This is a genomic window from Streptococcus massiliensis DSM 18628, assembly GCF_000380065.1.
In the GTDB taxonomy this organism is placed as follows: Bacteria; Bacillota; Bacilli; order Lactobacillales; family Streptococcaceae; genus Streptococcus; species Streptococcus massiliensis.
This window is the reverse complement of record NZ_KB904373.1, coordinates 1-21,024: the sequence shown is the minus strand read 5'-3', so window position 1 is coordinate 21,024 and position 21,024 is coordinate 1. Positions and strand designations below refer to the sequence as shown.

At 40.9% G+C, this 21,024-nt stretch carries 21 protein-coding genes, 1 pseudogene and 1 other annotated feature (1 of these 23 only partly in view); of the genes and pseudogenes, 14 read left to right on the top strand and 8 right to left on the bottom strand.

All coding sequences use genetic code 11. The annotated features are described in order from the left end of the window. Nucleotides 1-132: a binding site (T-box leader), on the bottom strand; it reaches 98 nt to the left of the window's first position. A 141-nt stretch (nt 133-273) separates the two neighbouring features. Next, nucleotides 274-1,923, top strand: a complete 1,650-nt coding sequence (locus A3I3_RS0102805; protein ID WP_018371220.1) for an Rqc2 family fibronectin-binding protein — start codon at nt 274-276, stop codon at nt 1,921-1,923. A gap of 30 nt (nt 1,924-1,953) precedes the next feature. On the opposite strand, the gene pta is transcribed toward A3I3_RS0102805, so the two are convergent. The 4 genes from pta to yjbM are packed head-to-tail and all read right to left on the bottom strand — an operon-like array spanning nt 1,954 to nt 5,303. Next, nucleotides 1,954-2,928: a phosphate acetyltransferase gene (gene pta, locus A3I3_RS0102800; RefSeq protein ID WP_018371219.1), complete on the bottom strand. Its 975-nt coding sequence runs from the start codon at nt 2,926-2,928 to the stop codon at nt 1,954-1,956. 11 nt (nt 2,929-2,939) lie between these two features. After that, entirely contained in the window at nt 2,940-3,833 is an 894-nt protein-coding gene (locus A3I3_RS0102795) for an RluA family pseudouridine synthase (RefSeq protein WP_018371218.1), read from the bottom strand. After that, the gene (locus A3I3_RS0102790; RefSeq protein ID WP_174222133.1) at nt 3,830-4,648 is read right to left on the bottom strand and encodes an NAD kinase; all 819 of its coding nucleotides are present in this window, start codon (nt 4,646-4,648) and stop codon (nt 3,830-3,832) included. Before A3I3_RS0102790 ends, A3I3_RS0102795 begins: the two co-directional genes overlap by 4 nt. After that, the gene (gene yjbM / locus A3I3_RS0102785) at nt 4,632-5,303 is read right to left on the bottom strand and encodes a GTP diphosphokinase (protein WP_018371216.1); all 672 of its coding nucleotides are present in this window, start codon (nt 5,301-5,303) and stop codon (nt 4,632-4,634) included. Before yjbM ends, A3I3_RS0102790 begins: the two co-directional genes overlap by 17 nt. 107 nt (nt 5,304-5,410) lie before the next feature. On the opposite strand from yjbM, the gene A3I3_RS0102780 reads away from it, so the two are divergent. From A3I3_RS0102780 to A3I3_RS0102750, 7 genes are all read left to right on the top strand, one after another. Further along, nucleotides 5,411-5,986, top strand: a complete 576-nt coding sequence (locus tag A3I3_RS0102780; protein ID WP_018371215.1) for a CYTH domain-containing protein — start codon at nt 5,411-5,413, stop codon at nt 5,984-5,986. Between the two features lie 98 nt (nt 5,987-6,084). Then, nucleotides 6,085-7,053, top strand: coding sequence for a ribose-phosphate diphosphokinase (locus A3I3_RS0102775; protein ID WP_018371214.1), 969 nt, complete (start codon nt 6,085-6,087; stop codon nt 7,051-7,053). Nucleotides 7,054-7,062: 9 nt separating this feature from the next. Further along, entirely contained in the window at nt 7,063-8,175 is a 1,113-nt protein-coding gene (locus A3I3_RS0102770; RefSeq protein ID WP_018371213.1) for a cysteine desulfurase family protein, read from the top strand. A 1-nt stretch (nt 8,176) separates the two neighbouring features. Further along, a complete protein-coding gene (locus A3I3_RS0102765; protein WP_018371212.1) occupies nt 8,177-8,524 on the top strand; it encodes a DUF1831 domain-containing protein in 348 nt (115 codons plus the stop codon). Between the two features lie 69 nt (nt 8,525-8,593). Next, the gene (locus A3I3_RS0102760) at nt 8,594-8,815 is read left to right on the top strand and encodes a DUF4649 family protein (RefSeq protein ID WP_018371211.1); all 222 of its coding nucleotides are present in this window, start codon (nt 8,594-8,596) and stop codon (nt 8,813-8,815) included. Nucleotides 8,816-8,989: 174 nt separating this feature from the next. Beyond that, nucleotides 8,990-9,637, top strand: coding sequence for a redox-sensing transcriptional repressor Rex (locus tag A3I3_RS0102755; protein ID WP_018371210.1), 648 nt, complete (start codon nt 8,990-8,992; stop codon nt 9,635-9,637). 18 nt (nt 9,638-9,655) lie between these two features. Then, nucleotides 9,656-10,372 (top strand): gamma-glutamyl-gamma-aminobutyrate hydrolase family protein, encoded by a 717-nt coding sequence (locus A3I3_RS0102750; RefSeq protein WP_018371209.1) that lies wholly within the window; start codon nt 9,656-9,658, stop codon nt 10,370-10,372. On the opposite strand, the gene radC is transcribed toward A3I3_RS0102750, so the two are convergent. The 3 genes from radC to gyrA all read right to left on the bottom strand — a co-directional run bounded on the left by radC (nt 10,345) and on the right by gyrA (nt 14,307). Further along, the gene (radC, locus tag A3I3_RS0102745; RefSeq protein WP_018371208.1) at nt 10,345-11,025 is read right to left on the bottom strand and encodes a RadC family protein; all 681 of its coding nucleotides are present in this window, start codon (nt 11,023-11,025) and stop codon (nt 10,345-10,347) included. The genes A3I3_RS0102750 and radC overlap by 28 nt on opposite strands. A gap of 72 nt (nt 11,026-11,097) precedes the next feature. Further along, on the bottom strand, nt 11,098-11,838 hold the full coding sequence (locus A3I3_RS0102740) for a class A sortase (protein ID WP_018371207.1): 741 nt from the start codon (nt 11,836-11,838) through the stop codon (nt 11,098-11,100). Nucleotides 11,839-11,850: 12 nt separating this feature from the next. Beyond that, on the bottom strand, nt 11,851-14,307 hold the full coding sequence (gene gyrA / locus A3I3_RS0102735) for a DNA gyrase subunit A (RefSeq protein ID WP_018371206.1): 2,457 nt from the start codon (nt 14,305-14,307) through the stop codon (nt 11,851-11,853). A gap of 301 nt (nt 14,308-14,608) precedes the next feature. Between gyrA and A3I3_RS0102730 the strand changes: the two genes are divergently transcribed. Beyond that, a complete protein-coding gene (locus A3I3_RS0102730; RefSeq protein ID WP_018371205.1) occupies nt 14,609-15,598 on the top strand; it encodes an L-lactate dehydrogenase in 990 nt (329 codons plus the stop codon). A 94-nt stretch (nt 15,599-15,692) separates the two neighbouring features. Here the strand turns inward: A3I3_RS0102730 and A3I3_RS0102725 are convergent, their stop codons facing one another. Continuing rightward, nucleotides 15,693-16,409 (bottom strand): hypothetical protein, encoded by a 717-nt coding sequence (locus tag A3I3_RS0102725; protein ID WP_018371204.1) that lies wholly within the window; start codon nt 16,407-16,409, stop codon nt 15,693-15,695. Nucleotides 16,410-16,645: 236 nt separating this feature from the next. Here A3I3_RS0102725 and tnpA point away from each other — a divergent pair. The 5 genes and pseudogenes from tnpA (at nt 16,646) to A3I3_RS0102695 (ending at nt 20,901) form a co-directional block, all read left to right on the top strand. Next, nucleotides 16,646-17,099: pseudogene (gene tnpA, locus A3I3_RS10095) on the top strand (IS200/IS605 family transposase). Nucleotides 17,100-17,619: 520 nt separating this feature from the next. Further along, nucleotides 17,620-18,612: an ABC transporter ATP-binding protein gene (locus tag A3I3_RS0102715; RefSeq protein WP_018371202.1), complete on the top strand. Its 993-nt coding sequence runs from the start codon at nt 17,620-17,622 to the stop codon at nt 18,610-18,612. 1 nt (nt 18,613) lies between these two features. Further along, nucleotides 18,614-19,432, top strand: coding sequence for an ABC transporter permease (locus A3I3_RS0102710; RefSeq protein WP_018371201.1), 819 nt, complete (start codon nt 18,614-18,616; stop codon nt 19,430-19,432). Between the two features lies 1 nt (nt 19,433). Further along, nucleotides 19,434-20,219, top strand: a complete 786-nt coding sequence (locus A3I3_RS0102705) for an ABC transporter permease (RefSeq protein ID WP_018371200.1) — start codon at nt 19,434-19,436, stop codon at nt 20,217-20,219. A gap of 364 nt (nt 20,220-20,583) precedes the next feature. Further along, nucleotides 20,584-20,901, top strand: a complete 318-nt coding sequence (locus tag A3I3_RS0102695; protein ID WP_018371199.1) for a LiaF transmembrane domain-containing protein — start codon at nt 20,584-20,586, stop codon at nt 20,899-20,901. Nucleotides 20,902-21,024: the final 123 nt, after the last annotated feature.

Here is a 21,024-nt window from a genome sequence, read left to right as displayed (position 1 = left end):
GCCGTCCGAATTTTTATTGTTTCAAATTCACTTTTTCATCAGTCCAATTTCACCAATGTCTACTACTCATTCTCACCAACCATGAGCTCGCTAAAAATAAAACATTAACTACTTTTCTGATATACTTGTCATTTTAAAGTATTTCTCCAAAAATGTCAAGCCCTTTGTCAGAAAATTCTCTTTTTTTGGAAAAAAGCTGCGCTGGGGTTTTAAGAGATTTTTTGATATAATGGAGCTAGTATTTTCAAGAAAAAGAGAAGAATGAGGTTTTCCATGTCTTTCGACGGATTTTTTTTACATCACATGGCAGAGGAATTGCGCCAAAATTTGCTGGCGGGTCGCATCCAAAAGATTAACCAGCCCTTCGAGCAAGAGCTGGTCTTGCAAATCAGGAGCAATCGTCAGAGCCACAAGCTGCTGCTATCGGCTCACCCCGTTTTCGGGCGGGTACAGCTGACCCAGACGACTTTTGAAAACCCGCAAAACCCCAATACTTTTACCATGATGATGCGCAAGTACTTGCAGGGAGCAAAGATTGAGAGCATTAAACAAGTGGACAATGACCGCATTTTGGAAATCGCTGTTTCCAATAAAAACGAAATTGGCGATGAGATTGCGGTTACCTTGGTCATCGAGATTATGGGCAAGCACAGCAATATTATCCTGCTGGATAAGACGAGCGGCAAAATCATCGAAGCCATTAAGCATGTCGGTTTTTCGCAAAATTCCTATCGGACCATTTTACCAGGAGCGACTTATCTGGCGCCACCAGAAACGGATAATTATAATCCTTTCACCATTGGAGACGAGAAATTATTTGAGCTGCTGCAAACCGAGGACTTGACTGGACGCAATCTACAAAAGCTCTTTCAGGGCTTGGGACGCGATACGGCTGCTGAACTCAGCGGGCGCTTGGATGTGGAAAAACTCAAGCAGTTCCGCGCTTTCTTTGCCAGCCCCAGCCAGCCCAGTCTAACCGCAAAATCCTTTGCAGCTCTGTCCTTTTCCGACAGCCAAGAGGAATTCGCTAGTTTGTCTCAACTGCTCGACTTCTACTACGAAGACAAGGCGGAACGCGACCGCGTCAACCAGCAGGCGAGCGAGCTTATCAGGCGAGTGGGCAATGAACTGGAGAAAAACCGCAAGAAACTGCGCAAGCAAGAAAAGGAGCTGGCAGCGACCGAAAACGCCGAGGACTTCCGTCAAAAAGGAGAGCTGTTGACCACTTTTCTGCACCAAGTGCCCAAGGATAAAGAGACGGTCGAGCTGGACAATTACTACACGGGCGAGACCATTGAGATTGAGCTGGACAAGGCACTGACGCCTAGCCAGAACGCCCAGCGCTACTTTAAAAAATATCAGAAATTAAAAGAGGCGGTCAAGCATTTGAGCGGTTTGATTGAGACGACCAAGGAGACCATTCTTTATCTGGAAAGTGTGGAGACCCTGCTCACTCAGGCAAGCCTCTCTGAAATCGCTGAAATTCGCGAGGAGCTCATCCAGACCGGCTTTATTCGTCGGCGCAATCGTGAAAAAATCCAAAAACGGCAAAAACCAGAAAAATATCTTGCCAGCGACGGTCAGACTATTATTCTGGTCGGGCGAAACAATCTGCAAAATGATGAATTGACCTTTAAAATGGCGAAAAAAGACGAGCTCTGGTTTCACGCCAAGGACATTCCCGGCAGCCATGTCGTCATCACTGGCAATCTCAATCCGTCCGACGAGGTCAAGACGGATGCGGCTGAACTGGCAGCTTATTTTTCAAAAGCCCGACTGTCCAATCTGGTACAGGTCGATATGATTGAGACCAAAAAGCTCAACAAGCCGACAGGGGGCAAGCCCGGCTTTGTCACCTATACGGGGCAAAAAACGCTGCGCGTCACGCCTGTTGAAGAAAAAATAAAATCGATGAAGTTGTAAAACGACATCGATTTTTTGTGTTCATTAGAATTAGTGTTGCAATGCTTGATTAGCTGTGATTAAAGCTAATTTATAGACATCGTCAGCATTACATCCACGTGAAAGATCATTGACGGGTTTGTTGAGCCCTTGCAAAATAGGACCAACTGCTGCAAAACCGCCCAAGCGCTCTGCCAATTTATATCCAATATTTCCTGCTTCAATACTTGGAAAGACAAAAATTGTTGCTTGACCCGCTACCTTACTTCCTGGAGCTTTGAGGGCTGCTGTTTCGGGAACAAATGCTGCGTCAAATTGCAATTCACCGTCAATTTCTAATTCTGGTCGCAAAGTTTGTGCAATCTCTGTTGCTTTAACGACCTTATCCACTTCTGGCCCCGCACCTGAACCCTTGGTTGAATAGCTCAACATGGCAATTTTAGGCTCAATAGCAAACATCTTAGCAGTGCTCACCGAATTAACCGCAATCTCTGCAAGTACTTCTGCTTCAGGATTAATATTAATAGCACAGTCACTAAAGATGTAACGTTCATCACCACGTACCATAACAAAGGCGCCGGATGTTCGAGAAATTCCCGGTTGTGTCTTGATAATCTGAAGAGCTGGACGAACCGTATCAGCAGTTGAATGAATAGCACCAGATACCATTCCTTGAACCACACCCATGTAAACCAACATCACACCAAAATAATTAACATCATTCTGCAAAAGTTTACGTGCATCATCTTCAGACAGTTTGCCCTTGCGGCGTTCGACCAATGCTGCCACCATTTCTTCAAACTCTGGGTAAGTTGATGGATCAATAACTTCATAGCCACTTGTCACACCCTCAATTTCAAGATAAATTTTAATCTTTTGGGGATCCCCGAGCAAGACTGGTATGAGCTCTGTCTCATTGACCAAACGCTTAGTAGCTTGTAAAATCCGTGGCTCCTCACCCTCTGGCAAAACAACACGAACATTTTTCTTTTCCAAATTGGATTTAAGTAAGTCAAAAATTTTCATAGTAAAAACTCCTATTGTATTAATTTTAATTTATTGATAACTGTTTGAAAATCAGCAGGAAGTGAACTTTCCAATGTTACTTCGCTAGCCGAAAAAGGATTATAAAAATGTAAAGAATGACAATGTAGCGCCTGCCGGCTGATCCCATCAGTCAAACTCCCACCATACAAGTCATCGCCCAAGAGCGGAAAGCCGATGTGTGCAAAGTGCACACGAATTTGATGTGTTCGCCCTGTATGCAAGCGAATATCAACCAGATAGATGTTGCCATACTGGGCTAGAATGCGATAGCTGGTATGAGCATATTTCCCACCAACCGCAACTCGTCGCGTAATGATACTGTCCTCATCACGCGCAATAGGCGCAATAATCTCACCTTCATTTTCCAAGAAACCACTACCTTTGACTAAAGCCAAATAGCGCTTTTCAATTACTTTTTTCTGCAACTGCTTATCTAGTCTCGCATGAGCGTAACCGTGTTTAGCAAAAAGCATTAGGCCACTCGTGTCCTTGTCTAACCGCGTCACAATATGAACTTGATGATTTTCATAGTCATTCGCTAGATAGTAAGCCTTGACAAAATTAGCCATGGTATTAGAATGAATAACACTTGGAATGCTGGCAACGCCTGCCGGCTTATCTAGAACCAAAAAATGATCATCTTCATAGACAACTGTCAAATTCTTTGAAACAGGTTGCAGACTCTCAAAGCCCTCCTCCGCAGGAATATCAATCGTCACCCGATCACCGATGTTCAGCAGATAAATAGCATTTTGCTTCTCTCCGTTAACGAGAATTTGTCCCCCTGCAAATTTAATCTTGGCTAGCAGAGCTTTTGAAACTTCATGTTTTTTTAAAAAAGCCTTCACCTTGACATGTTCATCGGCAATAAAGTCAAATCTCATTCTTCAATGTCTCCGATAAAGGCATCTTTGACCCGATTCCAAAAGCTGGTGTGCCGCGGCGTCGCCACAAAATGAATTTTATGATGGTCAATCTGATATTCAACTTTTTCAATATTTTTGTGAGTATAAGTCCGATTATCAATGGTAATCGTATGGCGATCAGTCCGCGTCGGGATAATTTCAATCTTATCCTTCTTTGGAACAATAATCGGCGAGCCTAGAGTCCGATAAATATTATTATTCAAACTAGCCATTTCTGCTATCTGCAAAGCTTCAATTGACGGATGTAAAACTGCCCCCCCCAATGATTTGTTGTAGGCTGTACTTCCAGTCGGCGTTGAAATAGAAATACCATCACCGCGAAAACGCTCAAAGTGAACTTTATTAATAAAAACATCTGCCACCATCGTCCGATCTGAACGCTTAAAAGTTGATTCATTCAGAGCTTTCATATGGTAGACGTCTCCATTTTCCAAGGCAACACGCACTCCTAAAATCGGATACGAAACTCGAGCGCCACGATCCATTTTCAGATTTTCTACCAGCTCATCCAACTCAAATGATTGATAATCTGTATAAAAACCCAAATGTCCTGTATGCACTCCAATAAATCGTACTTTGTCTAACTGTCGCTCAAAACGATGAAAGGCAGACAAAAGCATGCCATCTCCGCCAACCGAAATGACAATATCGGGATTTTTAAGAGTCAAGATAAAGCCTTCTTGACGGAGCTTTTGCATGAGTTCTTGTCCCAATTCTTGGCTGTGTTGCTTATAATTGCTGACAATGGCTATTTTTTTATCTGTATTCTTCATCTGTATCATCACTATTTCCTACGCCATCGTTTAGTTTACGCGACTGAGGATCAAATAGCGCCTGTGCCTCCTGAATGTCATCACGAATCTGGCTCATTTCCTCATCGAGTTGGTAAGCTATTTTGGCTGTCACAGCTAGACGATCTTTAATTTCATCAGGAAATTGCCCTTTATATTTGTAGTTAAGTGAATGTTCAATGGTTGCCCAAAAATTCATGGATAAGGTACGAATTTGAATCTCTGCCAAAATGACTTTGTTCCCGCTGATCGTATCAACAGGATATTCAACCACAACATGGTAACTCCGATAGCCAGAAGCTTTCATGTTAGTAATATAGTCTCGTTCTTCAATAATTCGCATATCTTTGCGCTGTCGAAGCACAGCAAGAACTTCTGCTACGTCATCCACAAACTGTACCATAACCCGCAATCCTGCTATATCTTGCATATCATGGGCAAGATTTTCCTCACATATCCCTCGCAAGGCCATTTTTTCCTGAATGCTTTCGATCGGCTTGACCCTTCCAGTCACAAACTCAATCGGCGAATGTTTATTTTGTTTGCGGTATTGCTTCCGAATACCTCTTAATTTAATTTTTAGTTCTCCCACAGCTTGAATGTAAGGATCTAAAAAATCTTCCCATTGAATGTTCATATTCATTCCTTTTTTTGATAAAATAAATACAGTACCTATTATACCATAAAAGATCATGAACCGTTTTCAAAAAGGTCTAAAGTTTGTGAAAAGTCAAAGGAATCCCCATGAATCACTTAGAAATCGAATTTAAAACGCTACTATCAGAAGAAAATTATCAAAAACTCCTTCCGCTTTTTGCTGATGTAGCTGCGACAAAACAAGTCAATTACTACATGGATACAGCAGATAGAGCGATGAGAAAAGCAAGGATAGCTATCCGCATTCGGACATATCCTGACTATGCAGAATTAACAGTAAAAATTCCCCAGAAAAATTCTGTAGGCAATATGGAATACAATCAAAAATTGACACTTGTCGAGGCTGAAAAAATTATTTCCGGTCATCCACTACCGAAAGGTCAAATTAATCATTTACTGACTGAAAGAGGCATTCCTGTAGAAAAATTAGCTGTTTTAGGAAGTTTGACAACTGTCCGATATGAACTAGAACATGAAATTGGCTTATTAGCATTAGACAAAAGTCATTACTTTGATAAAACGGACTATGAATTAGAAGTTGAGGTCAGTGACGAAAAAGCAGGAAAACTTGCTTTTGAGAAGTTTTTAGCCAAAAATCATATTCCTTATCAAGCTGCACCTAGTAAATTAGCTCGTTTCACACAAAACCTAGCAAATAGCTGAAAAATTTTATTTTTTTTGTTAAAATAGGAAGGACTAAAATTTGAAAAATCTCACTTACAGTAGATTTTTCCACTACATACAAGGAGCATTGTATTCTAATGGTTGAACTAACACCTGAACATACTCAACTTAAACTTTTCTCTCTTAACTCCAATCATGAGATGGCAGAAAAAATCGCCCGAACAGTAGGCGTTCCCCTTGGAAAACTTTCTTCTCGCCAATTCTCTGACGGTGAAATTCAAATCAACATTGAGGAAAGTGTCCGCGGTTATGATATTTATATCATCCAGTCCACTAGCTATCCTGTTAACAATCACCTGATGGAACTTCTTATCATGGTAGATGCTTGTAATCGTGCTAGCGCTCATTCGGTCAATGTTGTCATGCCTTATTTTGGCTATGCAAGGCAGGATCGAATTGCACGTTCACGTGAACCATTAACAGCCAAGCTAGTTGCAAATATGCTCGTTAAAGCAGGGGTAGATCGTGTAATCACTCTTGACTTGCACGCTGTACAAGTACAAGGTTTCTTTGATATTCCTGTAGATAATCTTTTTACTGTCCCGCTTTTTGCCGAACACTATTGCAATAAAGGACTATCTGGTGAAAATGTTGTTGTAGTTAGTCCTAAAAATTCGGGTGTCAAGCGCGCTCGTTCACTAGCTGAATATCTCAATGCACCTATTGCCATTATTGATTACCCTGAAGATGATGTGGAGCGTAATTCTGGCTATATTATTGGAGATGTCCAAGGAAAGAAAGCAATCTTGATTGACGATATTTTAAGCACAGGAAAAACTTTTTCTGAAGCTGCAAGGTTAGTTGAAGCTGACGGAGCTACTGAAATTTATGCCGTTGCAAGTCATGGACTCTTTACAGAAGGAGCTGCCGAACGCCTTAACCAAGTACCAATTAAAGAGATTTTAGTAACGGATTCTGTCGCAACGAAAAATCCTAAGCCAGAAAAAATTCATTATATTACTGCAAGCGAATTAATTGGTGAAGCTTTGATTCGAATTCATGAACGTCGTCCAGTCAGTCCACTCTTTCAATTTAAACAGAAATAAGGTGATTTAGTGACTTACTTTGACAATGCAGCAACTACTCCTATGTCTGCTGCTGCGATTTCAGCAATGACTACCATCTTAGCAGAAACTTTTGGCAATCCGTCTAGCACACATACTTATGGTCGCTCAGCTAGTAAAATCTTGCGTGAAAGTCGACAAACAATCGCCCAATTATTAAAGGTAAAAGAAAACCAAATCATTTTTACTTCTGGAGGAACTGAGAGCAATAATACTGCGATCAAAGGCTACGCTTTGGCCCACCAAAATAAAGGAAAACACCTGATTACAACTGCTATTGAGCACCACTCTGTTTCTCGTGTAGTCGAAGATTTGGTAGAAAACTATGGCTTCAAGACAACTATCCTTTCTCCAGAAGATGGACAAATTACAGCCCAACAAGTCAAAAGAGCACTCCGTCCAGATACTATTTTAGTATCTACCATGTTTGCTAATAATGAAACAGGATATGTCTTACCTATCTCAGAGATCGGGCAAGTACTCAAAGAACATCCGGCTGCTTACCATGTGGATGCTGTCCAAGCTCTAGGCAAAATTCCTATTTTCCCAGAAGAACTAGGAATTGACTTTCTCTCTGCTTCTGCTCATAAGTTTCATGGTCCGAAGGGAATTGGCTTTCTTTACGCACGAAATAATGATTTTCATAAGTATCTGCTTGGCGGTGATCAGGAAGATAAACGTCGTGCGGGTACAGAAAATTTAGCAGCTATTGCTGGTATGGCAGCTGCACTTGCAGAAGATTATGAAAAACTAGATCAGAACTACAAGTACGTTTCTAAACTGAAAGAACAATTTTTATCAGAACTGACTATTGACTACTACCTTAATGAAGGTGAGATTTCTCTGCCTTATGTCGTCAACATCGGTTTTCCAAAACAAGCAAATGATCTCTTACTTTTGCGCTTAGATTTAGAAGGTATTGCTGTTTCGACAGGCTCTGCTTGCACTGCTGGTGCAGTTGAACCTAGTCACGTACTTCAAGCATTTTATGGCGATGATTCCCCTCGTTTGAAAGAATCTATCCGTGTCAGTTTTTCACCTTTCAATACCCCTGAAGAAATTACTCAACTTACAACAAAAATAAACCAAATCATTGGAGGATAAAATGGCATTTCAATCTAGTATTAGTTTAAAAGACTGCCCATTTACTTATAGCATTCACCCTAATATCAAAAAATACACGTTACGTGATAACACTTTTGCCCAAACAAAAGTTGGTAATTACGAATTGTCTCGCTTATTAGAAAGTGTCCCTAATAGTGGCGACGGTTTTCTGCTTAAGATTATCGTGAATAAAGAACTAAACGGCTTTAAGATTAATATTACAGACAAATCCGGTTTACGGTTGGTAAATATTTTTAAGTCCGAAGAGAACCACATCATTCAAGAAAAATTCTTCTTCCTTATGGATAGTCTGGTAGAGCGGGAAATCTTCACTAAGGAAAAACAATAAATCAAATCATTTGCGTTTCTCCTTACTTTGTCTTATGATAGTTTGTATCACTTCCCAAGGAGGAATGTTATGATTAAATTGAAATATTTAGATTCCTACAAGATTGAACGATCTTTAGCATTTGATAACTTTGATGAATTTTTACTTGCTTTGTCAGGTTGCTTGACAATCCCTGATAATCTCAAGGTTGTTTCGTTGACCTATAATGGCAAAGAAATTCCATATGATGGCGTTATCGGAGATCTCTATCGTGGCATGTCAGGGCTAGATTTGGCGCCTTATCAAGATTAGGAATCTTGTTGATATAAAAAAACTAAGGTTAACTTAGTTTTTTTATATCTCTTAAATGTTGCGTTTTTCACAAACTTTCTATACAATAGAGGTAAGCGTTGTTAATCAATAACTTTTTATTGTTCATTTGAACGAACAACTACTGATTTATATTTTATGAAAGGAAGTATTGCAATGGCTGATAAATCATCAAATTCTATTCCACGTGCAACTGCTAAGCGGCTTTCTCTCTACTATCGAATTTTCAAACGTTTTAATAGCGAAAAAATCGAAAAAGCTAGCTCTAAGCAAATTGCCGAAGCAATTGGCATTGATGCTGCTACTGTGAGACGTGACTTCTCCTACTTTGGAGAACTAGGTCGCCGCGGCTTTGGCTATGATGTAAAAAAACTGATGAACTTTTTCGCAGACCTTTTAAATGATAATCGGATTACAAACGTCTGCCTAATCGGTATCGGAAATATGGGACGCGCTTTACTTCACTACCGCTTCCATGAACGTAACAAAATGAAAATTGCTTTGGCTTTTGATACGGATGATAATGAGCTTGTCGGAACTAAATCTCCTGATGGTATACCAATTTATGGCATTTCTGAATTGGAAGAGCGAATCCACAATGCAGATGTTAAAACTGCTATTTTAACGGTTCCTAGTGTAAAGGCACAAGAGGTTGCTGATACTCTTACTAAAGCTGGTATCAAGGGAATCCTTAGTTTCTCGCCAATTAATCTAACAGTTCCAAAAGATGTCGTTGTCCAATATGTTGACTTAACCAGTGAACTGCAAACTCTGCTCTACTTTATGAGAAAAGACGAAAATTAGAAAGGGATCCCTCCTTGTATGACTAAACCTATTATTGGAATTACTGGAAATGAACGTCCTCACCCTGATACAACCATTGCACGACTCAGTTATACAAGCGACGGCTTTATTCGTGCAGTTGAAAAAGTCGGAGGGCTACCGCTTGTCCTTCCTATTGTTGATAAAAGTTTAGCTGCGGCTTATGTGGACACTATTGATAAATTAATTTTAACAGGAGGGCAAAATGTCCTCCCTCAATTCTATGGAGAAGAACAGACCATTGACAGTGACGATTATCTCCTCGAACGCGATGAGTTTGAGATTGCCTTAATTAAAGAAACACTAAAACAAGGCAAACCTATTTTTGCTATTTGTCGCGGGACACAACTCTTTAACGTAGTTAAGGGCGGTACCCTTCACCAAGATATTCCGGGTCACTGGCAGAGCGAAGATGCAAATACTTTAACACAAAGCCTTGCTGTTGAACAAAATTCGCTTCTTGCTAAATTTGTCCCAACAGGTTCTTGCATCAATTCTTATCATCATCAAGCTTTAAAAGATCTAGGAAAAGATCTACGTGTTGTCGCCTATGATCCCAAGGATGGCATTATTGAAGCAATTGAAAGTACCGATAATTACCCTTTTATCGGCGTTCAATGGCACCCTGAACTGATCTGGGAACACGAAGAGCCTAGTCTTGCACTCTTTGACTTTTTCGTCAATCAGCTTCAAAGAAGTTCTGTCTCTTCACGATAACTATAATACCCTTGTTCGCTAACAATAAGATGGTCTAATAGTAAAATTCCTAAAGTTTCACATGCTTTTTTAACTCGTTGAGTAACGTCATCATCGTTGCGACTTGGTTTTGTAGATCCTGACGGATGATTGTGGACAATGATGATTGAGTTTGCTAGGTGCTTAACAGCATAGTGCAAAATTTCTCTGGGCTCAGCAATGCTGCGATTGATACTACCTATAAATATCGTCTGCTGGTGAATAATTTGATTCTGGGTATTTAGATAGAGCGCAACTAAATGTTCTTGCTGCTTATCTCCCAACTCTTGCATCATTTTAGTTGCCAGTTTTTTGCTACTTAAAATTTGGTCGCGATCAGGCAATTCTGCCTGACAAATGCGACGTCCTAATTCAACCATTGCCTGCAATTCGATCGCTTTCACAGGACCAATGCCAGAGATGGTTTGTAGCTCTTGCAACGAAAGTTTTCGCAAATCAGCTAGATTGCCTAGGTTAGATAATATCCGCTGAGAAACCTGAAATACAGTTTCTTTTTTTGTGCCTGTACGCAACAAAATTGCTAGTAATTCTTGGTTACTGAGAGTGCTAGCCCCATCAGCAACTAAACGCTCTCTCGGTTTAAGTGAATGGACAGGAATTGAAATTTGATACATGATAACCTCCTTATTTTTCTATTCGTGATAACAACAAAAAATCCACCAAGTTCATTTGGTGGATTTTTTATTTTACAGCTGCAACTGTTTATATGGCGTTTCAAAAGTTTTTAACACCTCTTTTGGTGCATCTTTATAGGGAATGGTTGATTCTAAATTCCCTTTAACAATTGTTCGTGAAGTCGCTGCTGCATCTTCACAAGTCACCAAGGTTACCTCACTTTTTCCTTCTTGGTCATTGATAACATCCACTCGATCAGGAGCAACATTTTCAACACTAGTTACGACATAAGTATAAATATTTTCTTTATCTGTTAGATAAATCTTCATACCAGCCTTGGCTTTTTCAAGTGGAGAAAAGAGCATTTCAGTTGCACCAGTAATTCCAAAAACATGGTGGCTAGCTAGAGCGTAATTGCCCTGTCCCATTTGTTGCTCTTCTTTCATCGTCCCTGCGCCATAGTAGAGCCCAGCATTATCCAAACCTTTAAAAATAGGTAAGTTAATATTCAAATCTGGAATTGAAATTCCACCAATAACTGGTAGTTTCTGTGCTTCCCACTGAGCCTGAATGACTTGCTCTGTCGAAAGAGGTTTGACCGCTTCAAAGTCAAAGCTTCGTTTGGCCTTTTTGTTTGTATCAATATCTTTCTTGGATACCTTACCAACTTGATACTGATTGGTATGCCAGACCATAATCATATTACGAATGGAAGAATTGAAAATCAGAGCGATTGCTATTAGTAAAAGCAAGGCTGCAAAAATATGTCTTCCAAAATGCTTCTTGTTCTTCTTTCTTCTTGTTGCTGACATAAGAGCCCTTTCTTAATTTTGACTTTCTTCTGTCGCTTCTTCTTTTTCCTCAGCAGAGACACTCGTAAAGGTCACAATCTTTGCATCTTTATCAAGACGCATGACCTTGACACCCATGGTCGAGCGTCCTGTTTGTGAAATGTTGGCAACACTGGTCCGAATGATGATGCCCTTATTGGTGATAACCATGAGGTCTTCATCGCCAGAAACAGTCATAAGACCAGCCAGAGGACCGTTTTTCTCAGTGATATTGGCAGTCTTAATGCCTTTACCACCGCGCCCTTTAGTCGGGTATTCGCTAGCAAGCGTCCGCTTTCCATAGCCTTTTTCAGTGATAATCAAGACTTCGTCTTGGTCTGTCACAACGCTGGCACCGACAACTTGGTCACCAGCTCGCAGATTGACCCCACGCACACCGGTAGCAGAACGTCCCATATTACGAACACTAGCTTCGTTGAAACGCACAGAGTAGCCAAACTTGGTACCGATAATGACATCGGCTTCGCCGTTCGTCAGAAAGACATTGATCAGCTCATCTTCGTCTTTGAGATTGAGAGCCTTGAGCCCATTTTGACGAATATTGGCAAACTCAGCAACGCTCGTGCGCTTGACTACACCATGACGCGTGGTGAAAAAGAGATAAGAATGTTCGCTTTGGTCTTGCTGGACATTGATAATGGTTTGAATGGTTTCTTCTTCGTCCAGTTTCAAGATATTGACAATCGGCAAGCCCTTGGCAGTTCGACCGTATTCGGGAATTTCATAGCCTTTGAGGCGGTAAACCCGTCCTTTATTGGTGAAGAAGAGCAGGCGGTCGTGAGTGCTCGTAGAAACCAGCTCCCGCACAAAATCGTCGTCCTTGACCCCTGTTCCTTGAACACCGCGTCCACCGCGTTTCTGCGCTGTAAATTCAGTTTGGTTGAGGCGTTTGATATAGCCTTTATTGGACAAGGTGATGAGAACATCTGCTTCTTCGATCAGGTCTTCGTCTTCTAACGCCAAGACTTCACCGACCATAAGCTCCGTACGGCGGGCGTCTGCAAATTTGCGCTTAACTTCGTCCAATTCTTCCTTGATAATAGCGAGCACCCGCTCTGGTTTGGCCAAAATATCAGCCAAATCAGCAATCAAGGCGATGAGTTCGTCATATTCGGTTTGGATTTTGTCGCGTTCCAAACCGGTCAAACGACGCAGGCGCATATCAAGAATGGCTTGACTTTGTCGCTCTGACAGCTCGAACTTAGCCATTAACTCCGCTTGTGCTTCTGCATCCGTCTCGCTGTTGCGAATAATCTGAATGACTTCATCAATATGATCCAAAGCAATCAGAAGACCTGCCAAGATATGGGCGCGTGCTTCCGCTTTTTCCTTGTCGAAAATCGTCCGCCGTGTCACCACTTCTTTTTGGTGCTCGATGTAAGCCAGCAAAATCTCGCGTAGAGAAAGGATTTTCGGTACACCATTTTGAATAGCCAGCATGTTAAAGCTGAAATTTGTTTGCATTTGCGTTAATTTAAACAAATTATTCAAAATGACATGGGCACTAGCATCCCGTTTGACTTCGATAACAAAACGAACACCTTCGCGGTTGGATTCGTCGCGAACAGCCGTAATCCCGTCAATCCGCTTTTCTTGCACTAGGCGAACGATGTGCTCGTGCACCTTGGTTTTATTGACCATGTAAGGAAACTCTGTCACGACAATCCGCTCGCGACCCGTCCTCGTCTCTTCAATCTCCGTCCGCGAACGCAGGACGATCGAGCCTTTCCCGGTCTCATAAGCACGGTGAATGCCTGATTTCCCCATGACCAGCGCTCCCGTCGGAAAATCAGGTCCAGGCAAGACTTCCATAATCTCGCGCGTTGTTGCCTCAGGATTGTCCATGACGAGCTTGACTGCATCAATCGCTTCGCCCAAATTGTGAGGCGGGATATTAGTCGCCATACCAACGGCAATTCCGGTCGCTCCATTGACTAGGAGATTTGGAAAGCGAGCTGGCAAAACAACTGGCTCACGCTCGCTGGCGTCGTAGTTGTCAATGTAATCAACTGTATTTTTATTGATGTCGCGCAGCATTTCCAGCGCAATCTTGCTCATCCGAGCCTCTGTATAACGCTGAGCCGCTGCTCCGTCGCCGTCCATGGAACCAAAGTTTCCATGACCGTCAACCAGCATGTAGCGATAACTCCACCACTGAGCCATACGAACCATAGCTTCGTAAATAGAGGAGTCCCCGTGCGGGTGGTATTTACCCATGACATCCCCAGTAATCCGCGCAGACTTCTTGTGGGGCTTTTCTGGCGTTACGCCGAGCTCATTCATGCCATAGAGGATACGGCGATGCACCGGCTTTAGTCCGTCACGCACATCTGGCAAAGCCCGGGCCACGATAACGCTCATGGCATAGTCAATGAAACTAGTTTTCATTTCGCTAGTTAGCTTGACATTTACTAAATTTTTATCTTGCATGAAACATGCCTTCCTTACTTTCTTAACTTACCAATTATACCATAAATACTGAAAAAATGCACTTCTGACAACGATTGAAATCAAATTGACTTTCTATTTTTAAATGTAGAGCTCCCTTGTAATGTAACAACCTTAGTTTTAGTATCTACCTTTTTAAAAATTAACATATAACAGAAATATTTGTAAAAAAACGTTTTCATGAATAAGTAATAATGGTGAGCCGTGACAAAGAGTTCTAAAAGTGATAAAATGAAGATATACAGGGAATTCCCTCTAAAAAAATAAAGGAGATGTTTAGAAAATGACTGCAACTAAACAACATAAAAAAGTCATCCTTGTTGGTGACGGTGCCGTAGGTTCATCTTATGCCTTTGCCCTTGTCAACCAAGGTATTGCTCAAGAGTTGGGGATCATCGAAATTCCAGCTTTATTTGAAAAAGCTGTTGGTGACGCTGAAGACCTTTCTCACGCCCTTGCTTTTACATCACCTAAAAAAATCTACGCAGCTACTTATGCTGACTGTGCGGATGCTGACTTGGTCGTTATCACTGCTGGTGCTCCACAAAAACCAGGTGAAACTCGTCTTGACCTAGTTGGTAAAAATCTTGCTATCAATAAATCTATCGTTACACAAGTTGTCGAATCAGGTTTTAATGGTATCTTTCTCGTTGCTGCCAACCCAGTTGATATTTTAACTTACTCAACTTGGAAATTCTCAGGTTTCCCTAAAGAACGCGTTATCGGTTCAGGTACTTCCCTTGACTCAGCACGTTTCCGTCAAGCTTTAGCAAACAAACTGGGTGTTGATGCCCGCTCTGTCCATGCCTACATCATGGGTGAACACGGTGACTCAGAATTTGCCGTTTGGTCACATGCCAACGTCGCTGGTGTAAATCTTGAAAACTACCTCCAAGACGTTGAAAACTTTAACGCAACAGAACTTGTTGACCTATTTGAAGGTGTTCGTGACGCTGCTTACTCTATCATCAACAAAAAAGGAGCTACATTCTATGGTATCGCTGTTGCTCTTGCTCGTATCACAAGAGCCATCCTTGATGATGAAAACGCAGTCCTCCCACTTTCAGTTTTCCAAGAAGGACAATATCCTGGTGTGACAGATTGTTATATCGGACAACCAGCTATCGTTGGTGCACATGGTATCGTTCGTCCTGTTAACATCCCATTAAACGATGCTGAAAAACAAAAAATGCAAGCATCTGCAAAACAATTGCGTGCAATCATTGATGAAGCATGGCAAAATCCAGATTTCCAAGCTGCTTCAAAAAATTAATTTTTGATCAAAGAAAACTCCCTGCTGGTAATACCAGCAGGGAGTTTATATTTATAAGCCCAATCCTAGATTCAATATGAACAAGACCGCTAATTTATCCTTGGTAGAAAAAAGCCAACCAGATAAAAAATACAATAGGAAAGGCAAAAGAGAATATAGCTGAAATTTTAGACGAAATAATATAAAATTTCGTTGGTCTGGCATTTTTTATCCACAAACCATATTGTCCCCTAAAAATAAGCTCAGGCTTGTAGTAAGAAAGATATGCAGCCAGAAGAAAGATCAACCAAATCGGACTAGAAATAAAGAAAAATTTAATCCTTTTATTTCGGAGTTCTGTTCGATTAGCAGTATCTTTGTGAATACCTTCATCAATAAGTGTGTTCAGTGTTTGAGCAGAAATCGCATTGTAATTTTTGTCTAACTGATAACCACTAGCTGTTTTTTTATAGTGATAAGTGGTGCTGTCGCCGTCAAAAATAATTGTTTTTTGCTTAGAGTTAATGGTCGCCCATACATTCGTTTTGCCAACAAAATTATCTACGCTTACAGCATCTAAGTTGACATACTGTGGGTCGTAGTCTCCATAGCCATATCGCCATTTCCAACTATCAATGAGATCCATTTCTTCTTTATTGATGTATTTCTTACCATTTGCAATGTAGTTTTCCATTGCCTTTCTCCATGCAGTATATTCTGACTCTAGCTTTGTCTGATCAAAAGCTGAAACTTTAACATCAGCATAAACTGTACTTGTGCCAGAAAAGAAAAATAAAAAGGTTAGAAAAATGAATGACAATAATTTTTTCATATCTGACCTCCGTTAGTTCAACAGTGAATCCCTTCGCCACTATTATAACATAAATAAAAACAAGTGAGAAAATTTCACTTGTTTTTAAATTATGTGACTTTAGTCCGTCTCGCTTCGAAGGTGCGAGACAAATAAACCACCCGCTATGCGGGTGCGCATCGCAGGTTATACCAAAAAACTCCAAACACGATACAATAAAGGTGTTCAAGCCCATTGTGAAGCGAAAGGAGAAAAATATGGCGCAAAAGGCACGTAGTTTATCACACACAAAGTGGATGTGTAAATATCACATTGTGTTTACACCTAAGTATAGACGAAAAGTCATCTATAATCAATATCGAAACAGTTTGGGTGAAATATTCCACCGATTATGTAGTTATAAAGGTGTTGAAATTATCGAGGGTCACTTAATGCCAGATCATGTACATATGTTAGTAAGTATTCCACCGAGGATAAGTGTTTCTAGTTTTATGGGGTATTTAAAAGGTAAAAGTGCTCTCATGATGTTTGATAAGCACGCCAATCTAAAATATAAGTTTGGGAACCGACATTTTTGGGCGGAAGGCTATTACGTGAGTACAGTAGGACTTAATGAAGCCACAATTAAGAAATATATCCAAGCAGGACATCGCACTAGATAAATTAAGTGTGAAAGAGTATGAAGATCCCTTTAGGGATAATGGCAAGTAGTGCACACGCCTCTTTGAGAGGCAAGTGACGAGTCAAGAGCAATAAGGCTTGAACAACGTGAAAGCCAGCGTCTTTAGGCGCTGGCTGGTAATTTGGGCTTATAGCCCTGGTGCAAACCACCCGTTAGACGGGTGGTTATGATTTTATTAGGGATTCAAGATTTTTGATATAAATTAACACTTGTTTTCCCTACGTATTTGCACTATAATAAAGTGACAATGATGCCTTCTGTTGTGAGAATGTGATAAAGACGGCAAATTTTAGGAGATGAGAAATTGGCTTTTTGTGTTTTAAGGAAACGATTAAACCAGAATTTTTGATTAAAAGTATTATTTTAAGTGAGAAATCTCTAATTTTACAATTTGTAGGCAAACGCTTGCATTCCGTTTTTTATTGGACTATAATAGGCTGGTATAAAGCCTTCAGTAATAATAACCTTGAGAAGGTGTAGAAAGTAAGGATTTAGAATATTTGTAGTCAAAAATACAACGTTGCTATTCCTTGCGATAGGGAGAAGTATATGGCAATGATAGAAGTGGAACATCTTCAGAAAAATTTTGTGAAGACAGTCAAGGAACCTGGTTTGAAGGGAGCTTTGCGCTCCTTTATTCATCCTGAAAAGCAGACCTTTGAAGCGGTCAAGGACTTGACCTTTGAAGTTCCAAAGGGGCAGATTTTAGGTTTTATTGGGGCAAATGGTGCTGGGAAGTCAACAACCATCAAAATGCTGACAGGGATTTTAAAACCGACATCTGGTTTTTGTCGGATTAACGGCAAGATTCCTCAGGACAATCGTCAAGATTATGTCAAGGATATTGGAGTTGTCTTTGGGCAAAGAACCCAGCTATGGTGGGATTTGGCCCTGCAAGAGACCTACACGGTCTTAAAAGAGATTTACGATGTGCCAGACTCGCTCTTCCATAAGCGCATGGATTTTTTGAATGAAGTCTTGGATTTGAAGGAATTTATCAAGGATCCCGTGCGGACTCTTTCACTTGGACAACGGATGCGGGCGGACATTGCGGCTTCCTTACTTCATAATCCCAAGGTTCTCTTTTTAGATGAACCAACCATTGGGTTGGACGTTTCGGTCAAGGACAACATTCGTCGGGCAATTACTCAGATTAATCAAGAGGAAGAAACAACCATTCTCTTGACCACTCACGACCTGAGCGACATTGAGCAGCTTTGTGATCGAATTTTTATGATTGACAAGGGGCAGGAGATTTTTGATGGAACGGTTAACCAGCTCAAGGAAACCTTTGGCAAGATGAAGACTCTTTCCTTTGAACTACTACCAGGTCAAAGTCACCTAGTTTCTCACTATGAAGATTTTTCGGATATGACTATTGATAGACAAGGAAACAGTCTCAATATTGAATTCGATAGTTCCCGCTACCAGTCGGCTGATATTATCAAGCAAACCCTGTCTGATTTTGAAATCCGTGATTTGAAGATGGAGGATACGGATATTGAGGATATCATCCGTCGCTTCTACCGAAAGGAGCTCTAAGATGGTCAAATTGTGGAGACGTTATAAACCCTTTATCAATGCAGGGATTCAGGAGTTGATCTCCTATCGAGTCAACTTTCTTCTTTATCGGATTGGCGATGTTATGGGGGCTTTTGTGGCCTTTTATCTCTGGAAAGCAGTCTTTGATTCCTCGCAAGAGTCCTTGATTCAGGGTTTCAGCATGGCAGATATCACCCTCTACATCATCATGAGTTTTGTGACCAATCTTTTGACTAAGTCGGATTCTTCCTTTATGATTGGGGAGGAGGTTAAGGATGGCTCCATTATCATGCGTTTATTGCGACCAGTGCATTTTGCGGCCTCTTACCTCTTCACCGAGCTTGGCTCCAAGTGGTTGATTTTTATCAGCGTTGGACTGCCATTTTTAAGTGTCATTGTCTTGATGAAAATCCTATCTGGGCAAGGCATTGTAGAAGTGCTGGGATTAACGGTCCTTTATCTTTTTAGCTTAACGCTGGGCTATCTGATTAACTTTTTCTTTAATATCTGCTTTGGTTTTTCAGCCTTTGTTTTTAAAAATCTTTGGGGTTCCAATCTACTCAAGACTTCCATAGTGGCCTTTATGTCTGGGAGTTTGATTCCCTTGGCTTTCTTTCCCAAAGTGGTTTCAGATATTCTGTCCTTCTTGCCTTTCTCATCTTTGATCTACACTCCGGTCATGATCATTGTTGGGAAATACGATGCTAGTCAGATTCTTCAAGCGCTTTTGCTTCAGTTCTTCTGGCTCTTAGTGATGGTGGGCTTGTCTCAGTTGATTTGGAAACGAGTCCAGTCCTTCATTACCATTCAGGGAGGTTAGTATGAAAAAATATCAACGCATGCATCTGATTTTTATCAGACAATACATCAAGCAAATCATGGAATACAAGGTCGATTTTGTGGTTGGTGTGCTAGGAGTTTTTCTGACCCAAGGCTTGAACCTCTTGTTTCTCAATGTCATCTTTCAACACATCCCCTCGCTAGAAGGCTGGACTTTTCAAGAAATTGCCTTTATCTATGGTTTTTCCTTGATTCCCAAGGGACTGGACCATCTCTTTTTTGACAATCTCTGGGCACTAGGTCAACGCTTAGTCCGAAAAGGGGAATTTGATAAGTATCTAACTCGTCCTATCAATCCTCTCTTTCATATCCTAGTCGAGACCTTTCAGATTGATGCCTTGGGTGAACTATTGGTCGGTGGCATTTTGTTAGCGACCACAGTGTCTAGCATTGCTTGGACTCTTCCAAAATTCCTGATTTTCCTAGTTTGTATTCCTTTTGCGACCTTGATCTATACTTCCTTGAAAATCGCGACAGCTAGTATCGCCTTTTGGACCAAGCAGTCAGGAGCCATGATTTACATTTTTTATATGTTTAATGACTTTGCCAAGTATCCGATTTCCATTTACAATTCGCTCCTTCGTTGGTTGATTAGCTTTATCGTGCCTTTCGCCTTTACGGCCTACTATCCTGCCAGCTATTTCTTGCAGGACAAAGACGGGCTCTTTAATATCGGTGGTTTGATTCTGATTTCCCTTGTTTTCTTTGTCATTTCCCTTAAACTCTGGGATAGGGGCTTGGATGCCTACGAAAGTGCGGGTTCGTAAATAATAGAATATCAAAGCCTTGTCTTAGGACAGGCTTTTTCTAATGGAGATGAAAATTTCTTGACATCTATTCTCAGAGTGCTATACTATAATTGCAATCGCCGATTTGGCTCAGTTGGTAGAGCAAGGCACTCGTAAAGCCTAGGTCACAAGTTCAAGCCCTGCAATCGGCAGAATGAGGAAGTCCATTAGGGCTTCTTTTCTTTTATCACCACTATTCAACCACTTAGACCAAGATATAGACCAGATAGACAAAAGGGCTTGTTCTTGAAAAAATCCGCTGCTATAATGTTTTTTGTAAGGAACGTGAGGGGTCAGTATCAGACAACTCAAGTCAATAAAAAAAGAAAATGGAGACAAAAAAATGAAAAAATTATTGGGACTTGTATTCTTAGTAGCTGCAGCGCTAGTATTGTATTTGGGTTATGTTGGATGGCCAAGTTTGGATGTTAACCTCTGGTCACTGATTCCAGTTGGCTTGTTCCTCTATTTCACTCTAGAAAACTTTTTGAAAAAAGACTACAAGGCTAGTCTGATGTGCCTTATTATTGCCTTTATCATTGCAAATGCTATTTTTGATATTTTACCAATCTCAAGTGGTTTGGTAATTGGTGCCGGTGTGCTAGCTTGTGTAGGACTTGGCTACCTCTTTCCTGATAAAGATAAAAAAGAAGACAAATAACAAAGTCTCGAGGTTTATCGAGACTTTGTTTTTATTATGTGACTTTAGTCCGTCTCGCTTCGAAGGTGCGAGACAAATAAACCACCCGCTATGCGGGTGCGCATCGCAGGTTATACCAAAAAA

Coding starts and splice junctions, on each gene's coding strand:
- A3I3_RS0102750 (WP_018371209.1), top strand. CDS start 9,656: ATGACTAAACCTATTATTGGAATTACTGGAAATGAACGTCCTCACCCT.
- A3I3_RS0102710 (WP_018371201.1), top strand. CDS start 18,614: ATGGTCAAATTGTGGAGACGTTATAAACCCTTTATCAATGCAGGGATT.
- pta (WP_018371219.1), bottom strand. CDS start 2,928: ATGAAAATTTTTGACTTACTTAAATCCAATTTGGAAAAGAAAAATGTT.
- A3I3_RS0102790 (WP_174222133.1), bottom strand. CDS start 4,648: ATGAAGAATACAGATAAAAAAATAGCCATTGTCAGCAATTATAAGCAA.
- A3I3_RS0102775 (WP_018371214.1), top strand. CDS start 6,085: ATGGTTGAACTAACACCTGAACATACTCAACTTAAACTTTTCTCTCTT.
- A3I3_RS0102805 (WP_018371220.1), top strand. CDS start 274: ATGTCTTTCGACGGATTTTTTTTACATCACATGGCAGAGGAATTGCGC.
- A3I3_RS0102725 (WP_018371204.1), bottom strand. CDS start 16,409: ATGAAAAAATTATTGTCATTCATTTTTCTAACCTTTTTATTTTTCTTT.
- A3I3_RS0102795 (WP_018371218.1), bottom strand. CDS start 3,833: ATGAGATTTGACTTTATTGCCGATGAACATGTCAAGGTGAAGGCTTTT.
- A3I3_RS0102730 (WP_018371205.1), top strand. CDS start 14,609: ATGACTGCAACTAAACAACATAAAAAAGTCATCCTTGTTGGTGACGGT.
- A3I3_RS0102705 (WP_018371200.1), top strand. CDS start 19,434: ATGAAAAAATATCAACGCATGCATCTGATTTTTATCAGACAATACATC.
- A3I3_RS0102740 (WP_018371207.1), bottom strand. CDS start 11,838: ATGTCAGCAACAAGAAGAAAGAAGAACAAGAAGCATTTTGGAAGACAT.
- radC (WP_018371208.1), bottom strand. CDS start 11,025: ATGTATCAAATTTCAATTCCTGTCCATTCACTTAAACCGAGAGAGCGT.
- A3I3_RS0102695 (WP_018371199.1), top strand. CDS start 20,584: ATGAAAAAATTATTGGGACTTGTATTCTTAGTAGCTGCAGCGCTAGTA.
- gyrA (WP_018371206.1), bottom strand. CDS start 14,307: ATGCAAGATAAAAATTTAGTAAATGTCAAGCTAACTAGCGAAATGAAA.
- A3I3_RS0102755 (WP_018371210.1), top strand. CDS start 8,990: ATGGCTGATAAATCATCAAATTCTATTCCACGTGCAACTGCTAAGCGG.
- A3I3_RS0102780 (WP_018371215.1), top strand. CDS start 5,411: ATGAATCACTTAGAAATCGAATTTAAAACGCTACTATCAGAAGAAAAT.
- yjbM (WP_018371216.1), bottom strand. CDS start 5,303: ATGAACATTCAATGGGAAGATTTTTTAGATCCTTACATTCAAGCTGTG.
- A3I3_RS0102760 (WP_018371211.1), top strand. CDS start 8,594: ATGATTAAATTGAAATATTTAGATTCCTACAAGATTGAACGATCTTTA.
- A3I3_RS0102765 (WP_018371212.1), top strand. CDS start 8,177: ATGGCATTTCAATCTAGTATTAGTTTAAAAGACTGCCCATTTACTTAT.
- A3I3_RS0102715 (WP_018371202.1), top strand. CDS start 17,620: ATGGCAATGATAGAAGTGGAACATCTTCAGAAAAATTTTGTGAAGACA.